The 15606-nt window shown below is 71.7% G+C and carries 11 protein-coding genes; 6 read left to right on the forward strand and 5 right to left on the reverse strand.

Translation table 11 applies throughout. The annotated features are described in order from the left end of the window. Positions 1 to 19: 19 nt before the first annotated feature. Together AOP72_RS02400 and AOP72_RS02405 are read left to right on the forward strand one after the other, a co-directional pair. Positions 20 to 3202 carry an ATP-dependent helicase gene (locus AOP72_RS02400; RefSeq protein ID WP_062131887.1) on the forward strand — a complete coding sequence of 1061 codons (3183 nt, stop codon included), beginning with the start codon at positions 20 to 22 and terminating at the stop codon, positions 3200 to 3202. After that, a complete protein-coding gene (locus tag AOP72_RS02405; RefSeq protein ID WP_084631159.1) occupies positions 3199 to 6489 on the forward strand; it encodes an ATP-dependent helicase in 3291 nt (1096 codons plus the stop codon). The genes AOP72_RS02400 and AOP72_RS02405 overlap by 4 nt, the downstream gene beginning before the upstream one ends. On the opposite strand, the gene AOP72_RS02410 is transcribed toward AOP72_RS02405, so the two are convergent. Next, on the reverse strand, positions 6490 to 7419 hold the full coding sequence (locus AOP72_RS02410; RefSeq protein ID WP_062131890.1) for a macrolide 2'-phosphotransferase: 930 nt from the start codon (positions 7417 to 7419) through the stop codon (positions 6490 to 6492). A gap of 175 nt (positions 7420 to 7594) precedes the next feature. Between AOP72_RS02410 and nudC the strand changes: the two genes are divergently transcribed. Then, positions 7595 to 8476 (forward strand): NAD(+) diphosphatase, encoded by an 882-nt coding sequence (nudC, locus tag AOP72_RS02415; protein WP_062131893.1) that lies wholly within the window; start codon positions 7595 to 7597, stop codon positions 8474 to 8476. A 50-nt stretch (positions 8477 to 8526) separates the two neighbouring features. Beyond that, positions 8527 to 10509, forward strand: coding sequence for an ATP-dependent helicase (locus AOP72_RS02420; protein ID WP_062136715.1), 1983 nt, complete (start codon positions 8527 to 8529; stop codon positions 10507 to 10509). Between the two features lie 54 nt (positions 10510 to 10563). Here the strand turns inward: AOP72_RS02420 and AOP72_RS02425 are convergent, their stop codons facing one another. Then, complete coding sequence (locus tag AOP72_RS02425; RefSeq protein ID WP_062131896.1) at positions 10564 to 11142, reverse strand: TetR/AcrR family transcriptional regulator C-terminal domain-containing protein; 579 nt, start codon at positions 11140 to 11142, stop codon at positions 10564 to 10566. Positions 11143 to 11156: 14 nt separating this feature from the next. On the opposite strand from AOP72_RS02425, the gene AOP72_RS02430 reads away from it, so the two are divergent. Beyond that, positions 11157 to 11438, forward strand: coding sequence for a hypothetical protein (locus AOP72_RS02430; protein WP_062131899.1), 282 nt, complete (start codon positions 11157 to 11159; stop codon positions 11436 to 11438). Positions 11439 to 11591: 153 nt separating this feature from the next. Here AOP72_RS02430 and AOP72_RS02435 read toward each other — a convergent pair whose 3' ends face one another. The 3 genes from AOP72_RS02435 to AOP72_RS02440 all read right to left on the reverse strand — a co-directional run bounded on the left by AOP72_RS02435 (position 11592) and on the right by AOP72_RS02440 (position 14346). Further along, on the reverse strand, positions 11592 to 12467 hold the full coding sequence (locus AOP72_RS02435; protein ID WP_062131902.1) for a hypothetical protein: 876 nt from the start codon (positions 12465 to 12467) through the stop codon (positions 11592 to 11594). Positions 12468 to 12618: 151 nt separating this feature from the next. Next, the gene (locus tag AOP72_RS13495; RefSeq protein ID WP_193746335.1) at positions 12619 to 12780 is read right to left on the reverse strand and encodes a DUF5679 domain-containing protein; all 162 of its coding nucleotides are present in this window, start codon (positions 12778 to 12780) and stop codon (positions 12619 to 12621) included. A gap of 141 nt (positions 12781 to 12921) precedes the next feature. Next, complete coding sequence (locus tag AOP72_RS02440; RefSeq protein ID WP_238581584.1) at positions 12922 to 14346, reverse strand: zinc-dependent metalloprotease; 1425 nt, start codon at positions 14344 to 14346, stop codon at positions 12922 to 12924. Between the two features lie 108 nt (positions 14347 to 14454). Here AOP72_RS02440 and AOP72_RS02445 point away from each other — a divergent pair, with 108 nt between their 5' ends. After that, the gene (locus tag AOP72_RS02445; RefSeq protein ID WP_238581585.1) at positions 14455 to 15585 is read left to right on the forward strand and encodes a YlbL family protein; all 1131 of its coding nucleotides are present in this window, start codon (positions 14455 to 14457) and stop codon (positions 15583 to 15585) included. The last annotated feature ends 21 nt before the right edge of the window (positions 15586 to 15606 follow it).

Below are 15606 nucleotides of genomic sequence, written 5' to 3' on the forward strand. Positions count from 1 at the left end.
CGTGTGGTGAGGTGAGGCCATGACCCGGATTCGACTCGTCGCGCCCGGTCCCACCCCCGCCCGCCCCGCGCTGGACGAGGGGCAGCGGTCGGCCGTGAGCGCAGTCCTCGCCGGCCACCAGCACGTGGTGGTCACCGGCGCCCCCGGCACTGGCAAGACCTCGACGGCACTCGCGGCCGCCGTGGCCGCAGTCGACGGCGGGCTGCGGCCCGAACGGGTCCTCGCGATCGCGCCCACGCGGCGGGCCGCCGCGGACCTCCGGGATCGCGTGAGCATCGCGATGGGACGGCCCACGGGAGTGCCGATGGTGCGCACCTCCGCCTCTGCGGCGCACATGGTGCTCACCGCGCAGGCCCACGCGCTGGATCGTCCCCCACCGGCGCTCATCACCGGGGCGGAACAGGACTCGATCCTGCGTGAACTGCTGGCGGGCCATGCTCGCGGCGAGGGGGCGCGCGTCGACTGGTCGGGAGTGGTTCCTCCCGAGGCCACCGCGCTGCCAGGGTTCCGCGGAGAGCTGCGAGATCTTCTGATGCGGGCCGCAGAGTCGGGCCGCACCGCGGACGAGCTCCGCGAGCTCGGCGAGCGCGCTGAGCGGCCCGAATGGGTCGCTGCCGCCGCCGTCATGGATGAGTACGAGCTGGTCACGACACTGCGCACCATGCCCGCGGATCAGGGAGAGAGGTATGACCCGGCGACCGTCGCGGCGCAGGCCGCGTGGGTGCTCGAGCATTGGGAGGACGTGGCCGATGGTCCCGTTCCGACCTGGGACGTGGTGATCGTCGACGATCACCAGGACTCCACGGCCGCCACCACGGCACTGCTGCGCGCGATGGCGATGCGCGGCGCCCGCCTGGTGGTGCTCGGCAACGCGGACGAGGCGGTGCAGGGCTACCGCGGCGCTCGGCCGCACGGCCTTGCCGAGGCGGCGGGCGGTGCGCTGGGACCGGCGACGCTCGTGGAGCTGTCAGAGGATCACCGCCAGCCGCCTGCGCTGACGCGGATCGCCGCTGCCGTCGCCGAGCGCATCGGCGTGAAGGGCGTGGGGTCGGCCCGTGCCGCTCATCGCCTGCTGCCGCTCGCGGACCCGGCCGTGACCGTGCTGACGGCGGCCCATGCGTTCGGACAGTCACGCGCCATCGCTGCAGAGCTCAGGCGCGCCCGCCACGGCCTCGACGGCCCGTCCATCCCCTGGGGACGCATGGCGGTGATCGCGAGGTCGAGCGCGCAGCTGCGGGCGCTGAGGTCGGACCTGCTCGGAGCCGACATCCCCTGTGAGGCGCTCGGAGACGGCACCGCGCTCCACCGTGAGCCAGCAGTGGCCCCCCTCCTGGAGATCGCGCGCATCGGGATGGGAGAGGAGTGGGACGAGGAGCGCGCTCTCGACGTGCTCGGGTCCCGATTGATCGGCCTGGACGCCGTCGCGCTGCGGCGGCTTCGGCGCGCGCTGGTGCGCGAGGAACGGTCCGGGGGCGGCCTGCGCTCGAGTGCGGAGCTGCTCGTCGAGGCGATGGCGGATCCCGCCCGGTGGGCTTCGCTCGAGGTGGCCGAGGCCCGGCCCGCCGCGCGCGCCTCACGTGCCGTGGCCGCGGTGCAGGCGCGGTCGGCGGAGCCAGGCGCGACGCCAGGCGCGATCCTGTGGGCAGCGTGGGATGCCGTGGGCGTCGCCGACTCGTGGCGCGAGTCCGCGATCGCGGGATCCGCGCGCGACGACGCGGACCTCGACGCGGTCATCGCGCTCATGAGAGCGGCGCAGACCTACTCGGAGCGACTGCCTCAGGCGGACGCGACCGCGTTCCTGGCCCATCTCGAGGGACAGGAGTTCGCCGCCGACTCCCTCGGTGCGCGGGGTCAGTCCACCGATGTCGTGTCGTTCTGCACCCCGGCCTCCGCTGCGGGCCGGGAGTGGGACGTGGTGGCCGTGGCCGGCGTCGAGGAAGGGGCATGGCCCGACCTCCGCCTGCGCGACTCGGTGCTGGGCGCGCAGGCCTTCGCGGAGCTCGTGGCCGAGGGCGCGGTCACGGACGAGCAGGTGGCGAGCGCTCGCGGCCCGCGGGACCTGCATGGCGCGCGCCGTGCGGTTCTCGATGACGAGACGCGCGCTCTGCTCGTGGCCGTCTCCCGTGCACGACACCGACTGATCATCACCGCCGTTGACGACGGCGAGGCGCGGCCCTCGCGCTATCTGCCGCTGATCGAGGATGCCGGCGGAGTGGCGAGGGCCGACGCCTCGGCTCCTCGCGGGGTCGCTGATCTGCGCGGCGCGGTGGCCCGGCTCCGAATCGACGGCCTGGGTGCCACACGACGGCTCGACGAGGATCCGTCGGATCGCAACGCTGCCGCCCAGCTCGAGGGCGCTGCGGCACAACTCGCGCGGTTGGTCGATGCCGGCGTGCCGGGAGCCGACCCGGCCGACTGGCATGGGGTCGCGGAGCTCACGACCACCGAGGGCTTCTGGGAGGACGACGCGGAGGTGCGCGTCTCCCCCTCGCGGCTCGATGCCGTCCGCGCGTGCGCGCTGAAGTGGGCGCTCGAGACCGCCGGCGGGACGATCGAGAGCACCGACGCGCAGCACGTGGGCCTGCTCGTCCACGAGATCGCTGCCGAGTTTCCCGACGGCGGCGAGGACACGATGGTGGCGGAGCTCGAGCGCCGCTGGCGGGAGATCGGCGGCACGGACACGTGGCTCGAGCGACTCCAGCTGGACAGCGCACGGGACATGGTGCGCCGGCTTGCTCGCTATCTCGAGGGCGTGACCGCGGATCGCGTAGTCGTCGAGCAGGGCTTCGGAGTCGTGTTCGGCCAGGCACGTGTGTCCGGCATCGCCGATCGTGTGGAGATCACGGGCGAGGTGGCCCGCGTCGTGGATCTCAAGACCGGACGCAAGATCACCGCGGCCGAGGCGGCCGACCATGGCCAGCTGATGCTCTACCAGCTCGTGGCGAACCACGGAGCATTCGAGGGCGTCACTCGCGCCACCGACGCGGCACTGGTGTTCGTCGGAGTCGGTGCAGCGCGCAAGGGCTCCGTGGTGCCGCAGGCCGCGATCGACGAGAACGAGGCGCGCGCGGAGCTCGACTCCGCGGTGGACGCCATGCGCGCCCAGACCTTCCTCGCCACGCCCAACCCCATGTGCACGCACTGCCCCATCCGGCGATCGTGCCCGGCCCACGCGGTGGGGGCCCAGGTGAGCGACTCATGAGCGACAACGGCATCGTCGTGGGCCAAGGACGGAGCGTCGACGCGCTCGCGGACCTGATCGCCCCCGGCCGGCCTCCCACGGCCGAGCAGGCCGGCATCATCGGCGCCGGCACCCAGCCGATGCTGGTGGTGGCGGGAGCGGGCTCCGGCAAGACGGAGACGCTGTCGATGCGCATCGTCTACCTGCTGGACCACGCACGGGAACTCTTCGGCACGGACATCGCGCCCGACGAGATCCTGTGTCTGACCTTCACGAGGAAGGCCGCCGCCGAGATCGCCGAGCGCGCCGACGAGCGCATCTCCCGTGTGTGGGATGGCGTCGAGACGGGGCCCGACGGACGCGAGCGCCGACGCCGTGACCCCGAGAGGCCCGCGCCGACGGTGGCCACCTACAACGCCTATGCCGCGGCGCTGGCCTCCGAGCATGGGCTGCGCGTCGGCGTGGACCCAGACTCGACCGTGGTGACGGACGCCGCGCTGTGGCAGCTCGCGGCGCGTGCACTCGAGGAGTGGACGGCCGCGCTCGAGACCGACGCTGCACCCGGCACCGTGCGCGGGTCCCTGCCCCGCCTCGCCGCGCAGATGCGCGAGCACGGCGTCGCCCCCGGCGCGATGCGGGAATGGTTGGCAGAGACGCTGTCCTTCATCGAGGGGCTTCCCAAGAAGGCGGGCGACGGCATCCCGGGGACGATGACCGCGACCCTCGCGGGGCGCATCGGCAAGCTGCGCACGCTGCTCGCGATGACCGATCTCGTCGAGGACTTCCAGCGACGCAAGCACGAGGGCGCGCTGCTCGACTTCTCCGACCAGGTAGCCGTCGCGGTCGACCTTGCAGCGCTTCCGGCCGTGCAGCAGATCGAGCGGTCTCGGTACCGTGCGGTGCTGCTCGACGAGTTCCAGGACACGTCCCCCGCGCAGCTGCGACTGTTCGGCGAGATGTTCGGCGCCGACCACCCCGTGATGGCAGTCGGCGACCCCAACCAGGCCATCTATGGCTTCCGAGGCGCGTCAGCTGCGGCGTTGGAAGACTTCGTGACGCTCTTCGGAGGGCCCGAGCGCGTTCGCCAGACGAGTCTGTCCGTCTCATGGCGCAATGAGGGCGCGATCCTCGACGTGGCCAATGCCTCGGCGGAGCCGCTGCGCGAGGCGACCGACGTCCCTGTCGAGCGGCTCGTGTCGCGTGCGGCGCTGCAGGGCATGCCGGAGCCGACGCGGGCCTCTCCCGGGGTCGCGGCCCACATGGCGGCCACAGAAGAGGACGAGGCGACGGCCGTCGTCGACTACCTGCTCGCACGACGCGAGGAACTGGGGCACGGACGTCCGTGGCGCGGTGCCGACGGCGCGTTCGTCACTGACGGCGCCGGACGAGCCACGCCGCGCATCGTCGAGGCGGCCATCCTGTGCCGCCGTCGTGCGACCATTCCGCTCGTCGTCGACGAGCTCGAGCACCGGGGCGTCGACTACGAGGTCGTGGGCCTCGGAGGCCTGCTGGACACCCCGGACGTCGCGGACCTCGTGGCACTGCTCGAGGTGGCGCACGACCCTTCACGAGGGGATGCGCTGATGCGGCTGCTCACCTCCGAGCGCGTCAACTTGGGACCGCGCGACCTCATGGCGTTGCGCGATCGTGCCGAGATGATCGCGGGGAGCAGGGCCGAGCGCGAGGGTGCGCCCAGCATCGTCGATGCGCTCGAGGACCTGCCCGCCGCGGGATGGATCTCGCCCGAGGACCGCACGCTCACCCCCGAGGCCAGGTCTCGCCTCGAGAGGCTGCGGCGGGCGATCCGTCACCTGCGCGAGCACACCTACCTGCCGCTGACCGAGCTCATCGCATTCGCCGAGCGGGTGTGGTGCCTCGACATCGAGGCGGAGGTCGCCCGGCCAGACGGGCGCGTGCGCCGCAACGTCGACGCCTTCCTGGGCGCCGCACGCACGTTCGCTCAGGGCGCCGAGCACGCGACCCTCGGCGCCTTCCTGCACTGGCTCGACGCCGCACGCAGCGAGGAGCGTGGCCTCGACGCCCCCGTCAAGGATCCCGAGCCGGGGGCGGTGCAGGTGCTCACCGTCCACTCCGCCAAGGGCCTCGAGTGGGATGTCGTGGCCGTTCCGGGTGTCACCGACGGCCGCTTCCCGATGTTCATGCACTTCCACGGCAAGCATGAGGACGGCGCGTGGCTGAGCGGGGATCCTGAAGTGCCCTGGTCCCTCCGGATGGACGCCCGCAGCCTGCCGGACTGGCACGTGCGCCGAGCGGTCGACCACGCGAGCCTGAACGACACCATCGCTGACTTCCGCACGGCCGCGGGCCTGCATCGCCTCGACGAGGAGCGGCGCCTGTTCTACGTCGCTCTCACGCGCGCCCGGAGCCACGTGCTGGTGTCCGGCTCCTGGTACGCCGGGGGACGCACGGTGCGCAGGCCGTCGCCGTTCGTGACGGAGCTCGTCGACGCAGGCCTCCTCAGCGACACCGACTGGGCGCCGGAGCCCGAGGACGACGCTGAGCCGCCTGAGCCGCCGTCGCACGGGGGAGCCTGGCCTAGACCAGACTCGCCCGCCCGTGCGCGACGGCGTTCGCTGGCGGCCGCGGTGCGACGCGGCGCGACCGTCACGGTGGCCCCGGAGCTGCTCCCGCTGGCGGAGGAGATCGAGGCGATGCTCGATGAGCGCGAACGTCGCGCGAGCGGGCCGCCCGTGATCCCGCTGCCGGCACACCTGTCCGCATCGGCGCTCGTCGCGATGCGTCGCGACCGCGACGCCTTCGCGGTCCACCTGCGCAGGCCGGTGCCGCAGGAGCCGTCGCTCGCCGCGCAGCGCGGCTCCGCGCTCCATGCGTGGATCGAGACTCAGTACGGCCACGTGCCGCTGCTGGCACCGGAGGACGTCGACCCGGACGGCGAGGTGTCCGCTGACTTTGCAGGGCTCAAGGAGACCTTCGCGGCCTCTCCGTGGGCGGGCCGCCAGCCGAGCGACGTCGAGGTGGACGTCGAGGTCCCCATCGCAGGGGTGACGATTCGATCGCGCATCGACGCGGTCTTCCCTGCCGGCGGGGGATTGGACCGGGTGACGGTGGTCGACTGGAAGTCCGGGCGGCCGCCGCGCGATCTGGACGAGCGCGCCGCGCGTGAGGTGCAGCTGGCGGTGTATCGACTGGCATGGTCGGAGTGGAAGGGCATCCCGCTCGACGAGGTCGACGCAGCGTTCTACTACGTGGCCGAGGACGTCACGGTGACTCCTCGCGAGCTCCTGTCGCGCGACCAGATCGTCGCGCTCGTCGCTGGCGAGGAGTGATCAGTCCTCGTCGTCGAACAGCAGAGCCTCGAGGTCGGCGAGCATGCCGGCGCCGTCCGCGATGACATCGTCGTTCTCGGTCCGCACGCCGTACATCATCCACTGCAGGAGCGCGAGCTCCGACGACAGGCGAGCGCGATCGAGCAGGTGCGGGTCACGGGTCTCGCGCCGAGCCATGCGATAGGCCTCGACCACCGATTCGAGGGAGTCCTCCGGTGCGGCGGCCACCAGCCACGCGAGATCGTCGGCGGGGTCGGCCACCCGTGCGTCCATCCAGTCGACGATCCCCGAGACGCGGTCGCCCGTCACCATGATCTGGTGCTCGCCGAGGTCGCCGTGCACCACCGTGGGCTCGAAGCGCCACCAGGCGACGTTCTCCAGCTGGTGCTCCCAGCGATCTGCGAGGCGAGGCGGAACCTGCCCGGTCTGGATGCCGGCGTCGAGTTCAGCCATGCGCCGCGCACGGTAGTCCTCCGCAGAGTAGGCGGGCAGCCCCGCGTCCTCGACCAGCGACGGCGACAGCTCGTGGACCTGCGCGAGAGCACGCCCGACCGCCGCGGCGAGGCCCGGTCCCGGCTCGAGCCGGGACAGCACCAACGCGCTGCCACTCACCTCCGAGTACACGACGGCACGGCCGCCCTCCGCCTCGGGCAGCGATGCGGTGCCGCGCGGACGTGGCACATCGAACGAGAGCAGGCCGGTGTCATGGGCGCGAGCCAGGGCGTCGAGGAGGCCCCGCTCCGCCTCGAGAGCGGCACCGGCAGCAGGGCGTTTGGGAGCCCGGACGATCCAGCGCGTGCCGGTCGCGTCCTTCACGACCACCACATCGAAGTCCGCGTCGGTGTGGGGGCTCCGCAGCACGTCGTACACATCGAGTCCAGGGACGGCGACAGACGCGAGAGCGGCGAGGGCGAGCGGCGAACGTGGCACGCCCTCACGATAGGACCTCGTCCGACCGTATGCCACAGTCCACGCCGCCCGCCCGTGCGACCGGACCCACCGGCCGCCTGTGCCGGACGGCACGGTCACCGAGCATGCGCCCGACCGGCCGACCCGTGAGTGTCGGACATGGTGACGGCCGTGGCCGGTGGCGTAGCGTGATCGCGTGAATCACCACCTGCTCCTCGACCAACCCCTCCTCATCGACCGAGGAAGCGAGCGACGCGACCACGTGGATACCGCGTCCGCCCACGCGGTGGTCGTGCGCGACGGCGCGGTGCTCGCCATCGACGGCGACGTCGTCGAGCTGCCACCCTCCGCACGTCCCGCGCACGGTCTCGAGATCTACCTGGGACGCGACGGCGACCGCGACCTCGTCGCGGTCGTTCCCGATGGCCCCATCGACGCCGGCGGGCCCGGTGCCCGCATGACCCCCCTGCGCGAGCTGCTGGGCCTGTTCGCGGCGCGCGGCGCGGACGGTGCGCTCGACCGCGAGTTGGCGACCACCGCGGTGGCGATCTCCGCCTGGCACGCGTCACACCCGCGCTGTGCCCTGTGCGGCACTGCGACTGAGCCGCGCATGGGTGGCTGGGTGCGCCGGTGTCCGGCCGACCAGAAGGACCACTACCCGCGGACCGACCCCGCCGTGATCGTCGCCATCACGGACGGCGACGACCGCATGCTCATGGCGCACGCCAGTCACTGGTCCGCCCACCGCTTCTCTCACCTGGCGGGCTACGTCGAGCCGGGGGAGAGCCTTGAACAGGCCGCCCACCGCGAGGTTGCCGAGGAATCCGGACTGGTGATGCACGATCTCACGTACGCGGGGTCGCAGCCGTGGCCCTTTCCCGCCTCCGTGATGGTCGGGTTCCGAGCGCGCGTCGAGGACCCGGGCTTCGTCCTCGACGATGACGAGATCTCCGAAGCGATGTGGGTCTCGCGCAGCGAACTCGACGCGCGAGTCGCCGACGGCACGCTGGTGCTCGCGCCGCCAGGATCGATCGCGCGCCGCCTGCTCGAGGAGTGGTACGGCTCGACCCTGCCCTGACCGGGGCTGCCCGTCGCCCGGTGTCACCGCGGCCTGACACAATGCCGGTGATGTCAGCCGACCAGATCCTCGATGCGCTCGACCCCGAGCAGCGCGATGTCGCCACCGCCCTCCACGGGCCCGTGTGCGTGCTCGCGGGTGCAGGCACGGGCAAGACCCGCGCGATCACGCACCGGATCGCGTACGGCGTGCGCGTCAACGCGTACAACCCTCAGTCGGTGCTTGCGGTGACCTTCACCGCGCGTGCGGCCGGCGAGATGCGCGAGCGCTTGCGGGCGCTCGGAGCGCAGGGCGTCCAGGCGCGCACCTTCCACGCCGCCGCGCTGCGCCAGCTCAGCTACTTCTGGCCGCAGGTGGTCGGGGGCCAGATCCCGCAGCTGGTCGAGCAGAAGGCCTCGCTCGTGGGTCGCGCCGCCCGCCAGGTGGGCCTCAGCCCGGATCGCCTCACCGTGCGCGACCTCGCCAGCGAGATCGAGTGGGCGAAGGTCTCGCTCGTCGGCGCGGAGGACTACCCCCAGGTGACCGCCGATGCCGGACGTCCCGCGCCTGCCGGGGTCGAGAGGCGCCAGGTGGCCGACGTCATGCGGGCCTACGAGGAGGCGAAGACCGATGCGGTGGTCCTCGATTTCGAGGACATCCTGCTGCTGCTCGCGGACATGATCGGGCGTCACGGCGAGGTGGGGGAGCAGATCCGCCGGCAGTATCGGCACTTCGTCGTCGACGAGTATCAGGACGTCTCGCCGCTCCAGCAGTTCCTTCTGGATCAATGGCTGGGTGGCCGCGAGGAGCTGTGCGTCGTGGGTGACCCGGCGCAGACCATCTACTCGTTCGCCGGGGCATCCCCACGGCACCTGCTCGACTTCCCACGCACCCACCCAGAGGCGACGGTGGTGCGGTTGGTGCGCGACTACCGGTCGACTCCCCAGGTCGTGAACCTGGCGAACGGGTTGATGGCGGCTCGCGGATCGGCGCGCACGGGGGTCGAGCTGGTCGCGCAGCGGCCCTCGGGCCCTGATCCGTCGTTCACGGCGTACGACGACGATTCCGCCGAAGCGGCCGCCGTGGCGGAGCGCATCGAGCGACTGATCGCGTCCGGCCTCTCCGCATCCGAAATCGCCGTGCTGTACCGCACGAACAGCCAGTCCGAGGAGGTGGAGGACGCCCTCGCCCACCGTGGCATCGGCTACCTGATCCGCGGCGGCCGACGGTTCTTCGACCGTGAAGAGGTCCGCAAGGCGATGGTGCTGCTGAGGGGCGCCGCCGTGAGCGCGACAGAGGCGCCGCTCGGCGAGCAGGTGCGCGACGCGATCGCCGATGCCGGGTGGAGCGAGGAGGCGCCTGCGGCCAGGGGAGCGGTGAGGGAGCGCTGGGAGTCCCTGCAGGCCCTGGTGCAGCTCGCCGACGATTTCGATGCGGACGGGGGTGGGAACGCCACGGTGCGCGAGTTCGTCGAGCACCTCGGCGAGCGCGCTCAGGCACAGCATGCTCCCGCCGTCGAGGGCGTGACGCTCACCACCATGCACGCGGCCAAGGGCCTCGAGTGGGATGCGGTGTTCATCGTCGGATGCTCGGAAGGGCTGATGCCGATCTCCCTCGCGGAGGCGCCCGAGGCGGTGGAGGAGGAGCGACGCCTGCTCTACGTCGCAGTGACCAGAGCGCGTGAGCACGTGATGCTGAGCTTCGCGCGATCGCGCAAGACGGGAGGGCGTGCCAGCCGCAAGCGCACGCGGTTCCTGGAGCGCTGGTGGCCCGAGGCCGGCCGCGCGCCGCAGCGCCGGGTCAAGGCGGCGGGCAAGGTCGCCGATCTCGATGCCGACCAGGCGCACCTCTTCGAGGCGCTGCGGGCATGGCGGCTGGACCTCGCGAGCGAGTCTTCGAAGCCGGCCTACACCGTCCTGACCGACGCCTCTCTTGTCGAGATCGCGCAGCAGCGGCCCTCGACCATCGGCGCGTTGGCGAGCGTCCGCGGCGTGGGCGCGTCGAAGCTCGACCAGTTCGGCGCGCAGATCCTGAGGGTCGTCGCAGACAACTAGAGCGCGGCTGCTCCGCTTCGTGCCCGGTGTCTGGCGAGCCTGCTCGCCGAGGGATCAGGACTCGGCCTGCGCGTGATCGGTCATGCCGGTGTGGAGGAAGCCGTTGATGAGGACATCGATCGCCCACGCGTTGCGTTCACCGGGAGTCCCGCTGACGAAGGCGGACGTCCCCGCCTCGACCAGTAGTGGATGACGCGCTGACTCTGCCGAGGCGAGAGTGGACTCGAGGTCGGCAAGGTCTTGTGCGTCGTCAGAAGCATGCGCGGCCCATTCGGCAGCCGACGCGGTGGCGAACTGCAGGAGCAGGTCGACCGCCCGACCGGCTGTCCGGATGTCGAGCCCCAGGCCGCGAAGCGTGCGCAGCAGGAGCTCGAGCAGGTCCAGGTAGTGGGGACCTTCGGGCCAGGTGACGAGGGCGGCTTGGGCGAGGGCGGGCTGGCTGGCGAGGAGCTGAACGTAGTCGCTGAGAACGCGATGGAGGCGCTCGCGCGCGCTCTCGTCGCCGTCCCAGCGCAGATCAAGTCCGGCAAGGTATCTATCGATGAGAAGCGTGTTGAGTTCGGTGGTGTTCCGCACATACACGTAGAGCGAGGCAGGTCCGGTATCGAGCCCTGCTGTGGTGGCACCTGGCAATCTCCACACTCCTCATGGGCATCGGTGCGGGCATCTGCTTCAGCTCGATCTTCACTACCGCGCTCGGAGATGCGAGCCCCCAGGAAGCAGGATCGGCGAGCGGCTCACTCAGCGCCGTCCAGCAGGTCGCCAACGGTATCGGCTCCGCCCTCGTCACCAGCATCTTCCTTGCGCTCGTGCCCGTGGGGGACCTCAGTGCTGTCACCGCCACCCTGCTCGGGCTCCTCGCGCTGATCGGGATCTGCCTCCTGTTCGTGCCCCTCCTTCCGAAGACAGCCGTGCCCGGCATCGACTGATGTCCAGTGCCCTTCGGCGCCTGCGCCGCAAGGGGAGAGGCGCATCGCCCTCCCGGCTGACGCCGACTCGCGCTCGTATCGCCGGCTGGCCCTGCTCGGGGGCTCACAGGGAAGCCGACCATGGGGACGACCGTGTGCGGGCGGTGGCGGCCGTCAGACGCCAGATGGCGCGTCGAGGGCCGTCGCACGCACCGCCTCATCTGTGCAGCGACAGTCGGGGTGCGGCGCTGTGGGCGCGAGCGCCGTCACGTCGCCGCCGCTGACGCGCCAGGTCCTGGAAGCGCGACCCACGAGGAAGGCGGCGGCCTCCCGGCCGGCCAGCGCCCCCGCGATCGTGGCGGTCACGGGGTCCACCCGCGGGCGGCGGGAATCGCTCTGGAGCGCGAGCACCGGCCACGCGCTGAGAGCCTCGGTCGCCGCCAGGCCCAGGCAGGTGGCGCAAGCCGTGACCCCCGGCACGACCAGCGGACCCACGCGCACTGACGCCTCGCCGCACTCGACGAGCAGGTGAGGCTGGTTCGCCGACAGCAACGCCCGAGCCCGGGCGACCGCCGGGCCAGCGGAGATGAGGACGTCGAGCGCGGCATCGGCATGCGCTCCTCGCAGCTGCGCGGACGGGACGGCGTCGCGCACTCGAGCATGCGCGACCGCGCCGCAGTCCGGGTCGGGGAGGTGGGGTGCGGCTCCGGCTCGGGCGGGAGCGCGGTCGACGACCGTCAGCGCGAACCCGGCTCGCGCGACGGCCACCGCGGCCTCCGTACCGAGTGCTCCCGCGCCGTGGATCCGCACGCACAGGGCGTCCCGGCGTGGTTGATCGTCGGCGTCCAGGAGACCGTGGTCGGCGAGCTGACGCAGGAGGTCCGCGTGCCGACGCTTCTCTGCCGCGCCGACGCGCCTGCCGCCCTCGAGCGACCGGAGGAACCGTGTCTCGTCGGCCGAGGCGGAGGCCAGCACGAGCGGAGAGTCCCAGCCCACCTGCACGCCGGCGTCAGGCAGCGCGAGCACGGGGGCGGCGGGGTGGAGGCGCATCTGGCCAGCGTGCCAAAGGAGCCCGCAGAATGGGCGCTATCCACAGGGACAGGGCGGCCTCTGCGCCGTCCTCCAAGCGTCGATCGCGAAAAGCAGACAGCGGGCCGCCCCAGTGGGGCGGCCCGCTGTCAACGATGCGGTCGGGCGGAGATTACGCCTTGCCGAGGATGCGGTTGAGCTTGGTGCCACAGACGGGGCACACGGCCTTCGCCATGCGGCGGCCGTTCTCCGAGACGACGACGTTGCCCTCGGTCTCGCGCTTCTCCTTGCACTTCACGCAGTAGAACTCGCCCTTGTAAGTTTCGTCAGCCATGAGGCATCTCCTTCGCTTGCTCGCCGGGAGCAGTGCGCTCCCGGCTCCGGTGGCCCCTGCGGGCCGATCACCACAAGCGTAGACGGACACCGCGACAATGCGGGACAAGCGCGCGCGTGCCGTGTCGTCGCGTCGCGAGGCCTATCTGCGAGGAGAACCGCCGTCAGATGCGCTTCCGGGGCCGCCGTCCGCCCCCGGATCCTCGTCGTCGGGATCCGGTTCTGGCCCCGCCGCGTCGTCACGGAGCCCCTCCGCCAGCAGCGCCTCGAGGGCACGGTCGACGTCGTCCTCCTCCGCTCCGCCGAGCCACCGCGCGACCCACGCCTGCGGATCGTCCAGTGCGTCCGAGCCGGGCAGCACATCGGGGTGCGACCACACGCGGTCCCGCTCCTCAGGTCCAGCCTCGAGGCTCAGCCGTGCCCAGAGCGTGGCGGCGTCACGCAGGCGTCGGGGCCGCAGCTCGAGGCCGAGGAGGGTGGCGAAGGCGTCCTCGGCCGGCCCGCCCGTCGCGCGACGGCGCTGCATCATCTCGCGGAGCGCGCCGATGGAGGGCAGGTGCGGCGCCGCGGCGCGCACCGTCACTTCCTGCACCCATCCCTCGATGAGCGCGAGCAGCGTCTCGATGGACTCGAGCGTCTCGCGCTGTTCGTCGCTGTGGTGCACGGCGAAGATTCCTTGGGTGAGCGCCTCCTGCATCTTCGCGGGCTCCTCGAAGCCGACGTCGCGCACCGCCTCGTCGAGCGCCTCGACGTCGATGGTGATGCCGGCGGCGTACTTCTCGATCAGGGTGTGGAGGTGGCCGGGCAGCCACGGGACCGCCGAGAACAGGCGGACGTGAGCCGCTTCGCGGAGCGCGATGTAGGCACGCACCTCGTCCTTCGGCACTCCCAGTCCCTCGGCGAACGCATCGATCGCGCCGGGGACGAGGACGACGCGGGGCTCCGCGAGAAGGGGGAAGCCCAGGTCGGTCGCGCCGAACGCGTCGCGAGCCATCTCCCCGGCCGCCTGGCCCACGTGCATGCCGCATACAGTCGGGCTCACGGAGCCCACCAGCGCAGAGGACTCGGCACCGAGTCCGGGCCCACCCTCCGCACCGAGAATGCCGGTGAGTGCCTTCGAGACGCTGGCGGCGACGGGGCCCGCGAGCACGCGCCACGTCGGCATGGTCGCCTCGATCCACTCGGCGCGGCTCCACACTCGCGGTTCGCGACCAGAGGGGTCGAAGTCGGTGGCGGCATCGAGCCACAGTTCGGCGCGGGACACGGCGGCCCGGTGCTCCGAGGCGACGTGAGCGGTCACCGTGGGGTCGCCGCCTTGCGCGGCGACGCCGCGAGCGACGTCGTGAGCGAGCTGCCAGTTCACGTCCTCGCCCTGCGACTGTGCCACCAGCGACCGGATCTGCCCGAGGACGTGGTCGAGCATCGCGGGGTTGGACAGCATGCCGCTCGCCTGAGCGAGCGCCGCAGGATCCATGCCCATGCGCTCGAGCTCCTCGAGTGCGGCCTCCGCGTCGTCTCCGAACAGTTCGCGCAGCAGGCGCATCCACGGGGTCTGGTCGTCGGTCACTGAGTGCTCCTGGAGTTCGCGGCGAGCGCCTGGCGCGCACGTCTGTCCAAGGTAACGAACACCTCGGCCATTTGGGCACGCCGTTCGCTATGAGCAATGATGGTGCGCGTGAGCGCCGCACCCCCACCGCCCCCCGTTCTCCTCGACGGCGCCGGCGGAGACACCACCGCCGACGTCCCCCGAGATCCTGGGGATCGCCGCTCGTTCGTGCTTGCCGTGAGCGGGCTGGGCGCATCGGTGCTCATCGCGGTGCTGTCCATCCTCCCCGCGCCGTTCGCCATCGGCGGCCCGGGGCCGACCTTCGACACGCTGTCGGAGGTGGAGGGCGTGCCCTTGGTGGAGATCCGGGGAGCGCCCACCTTCCCCGCCTCCGGCGAGCTGCGCCTCACCACCGTCTCCGTGGCGCGCGGAAGCTCGTCAGCCTTCACTCTCGGCCGCGTGCTGCGAGGGTGGGCCGACGAGGCCCGTTATGTCGTTCCCGAGGAAGAGGTCTTCGGCACGCCGGACGAGGAGGAGGTGTTCGAGGAGCAGTCGGCCCAGGCGTGGATCACGTCCCAGGAGTCCGCGACGGTGGCCGCGCTCGAGGCGCTGGACCGGCCCGTGCCGGCCGAGCTGGAGGTCGCCGAAGTCATCCCCGCCTCGCTCGCCACCGGGCTGCTGGAGCCGGGCGACGTGATCGTGGCGTTGGACGGTGAGGACGTTCCCACATTCTCCGCGCTGGCAGATGTGCTCGCCGAGGTCACGCCCGGCGACGACGTGACTGTGACGTATGTGCGTGAGGGCCAGAACGCCGACGTGACGTTCGCCACCTTGGATGATGGCAGCGGAGGGGCGCTGATGGGGCTCGGCATCGATCCCGGCTTCGAGCTCCCCATCGACGTCTCGGTCCAGATCGACTCGGTGGGGGGTCCGAGCGCAGGGCTGATGTTCTCGCTCGCGATCATGGACATGCTCACCGAGGCCGACGAGCTCGCCGATGCGCGGGTGGCTGGCACGGGCACGATCGACGCGTCAGGCGACGTCGGCGCGATCGGCGGCATCGCGATGAAGATGCACGGCGCCGTGGATGCCGGAGCGGACTACTTCCTGGCACCTGCGGACAATTGTGGGGAGGTCGTCGGGAACGTACCAGACGGTCTCGACGTCTATTCAGTGGAGACGCTGGACGATGCCTATGACGCGATCATCAGCATTGGCAGCGGCGACACCGCCAGTCTGCAGTCGTGCCGCTCGCCCTGAACTACCCTTGATGTGAATCGA

Source organism: Demequina aestuarii (assembly GCF_000975095.1).
Lineage (GTDB): Bacteria > Actinomycetota > Actinomycetes > Actinomycetales > Demequinaceae > Demequina > Demequina aestuarii.

What these genes read in the sequence shown, in the direction of transcription:
- AOP72_RS02420 (WP_062136715.1), top strand. Translation starts at nt 8,527, where the DNA reads ATGTCAGCCGACCAGATCCTCGATGCGCTCGACCCCGAGCAGCGCGAT.
- AOP72_RS13495 (WP_193746335.1), bottom strand. Translation starts at nt 12,780, where the DNA reads ATGGCTGACGAAACTTACAAGGGCGAGTTCTACTGCGTGAAGTGCAAG.
- AOP72_RS02435 (WP_062131902.1), bottom strand. Translation starts at nt 12,467, where the DNA reads ATGCGCCTCCACCCCGCCGCCCCCGTGCTCGCGCTGCCTGACGCCGGC.
- AOP72_RS02430 (WP_062131899.1), top strand. Translation starts at nt 11,157, where the DNA reads ATGGGCATCGGTGCGGGCATCTGCTTCAGCTCGATCTTCACTACCGCG.
- AOP72_RS02400 (WP_062131887.1), top strand. Translation starts at nt 20, where the DNA reads ATGACCCGGATTCGACTCGTCGCGCCCGGTCCCACCCCCGCCCGCCCC.
- AOP72_RS02405 (WP_084631159.1), top strand. Translation starts at nt 3,199, where the DNA reads ATGAGCGACAACGGCATCGTCGTGGGCCAAGGACGGAGCGTCGACGCG.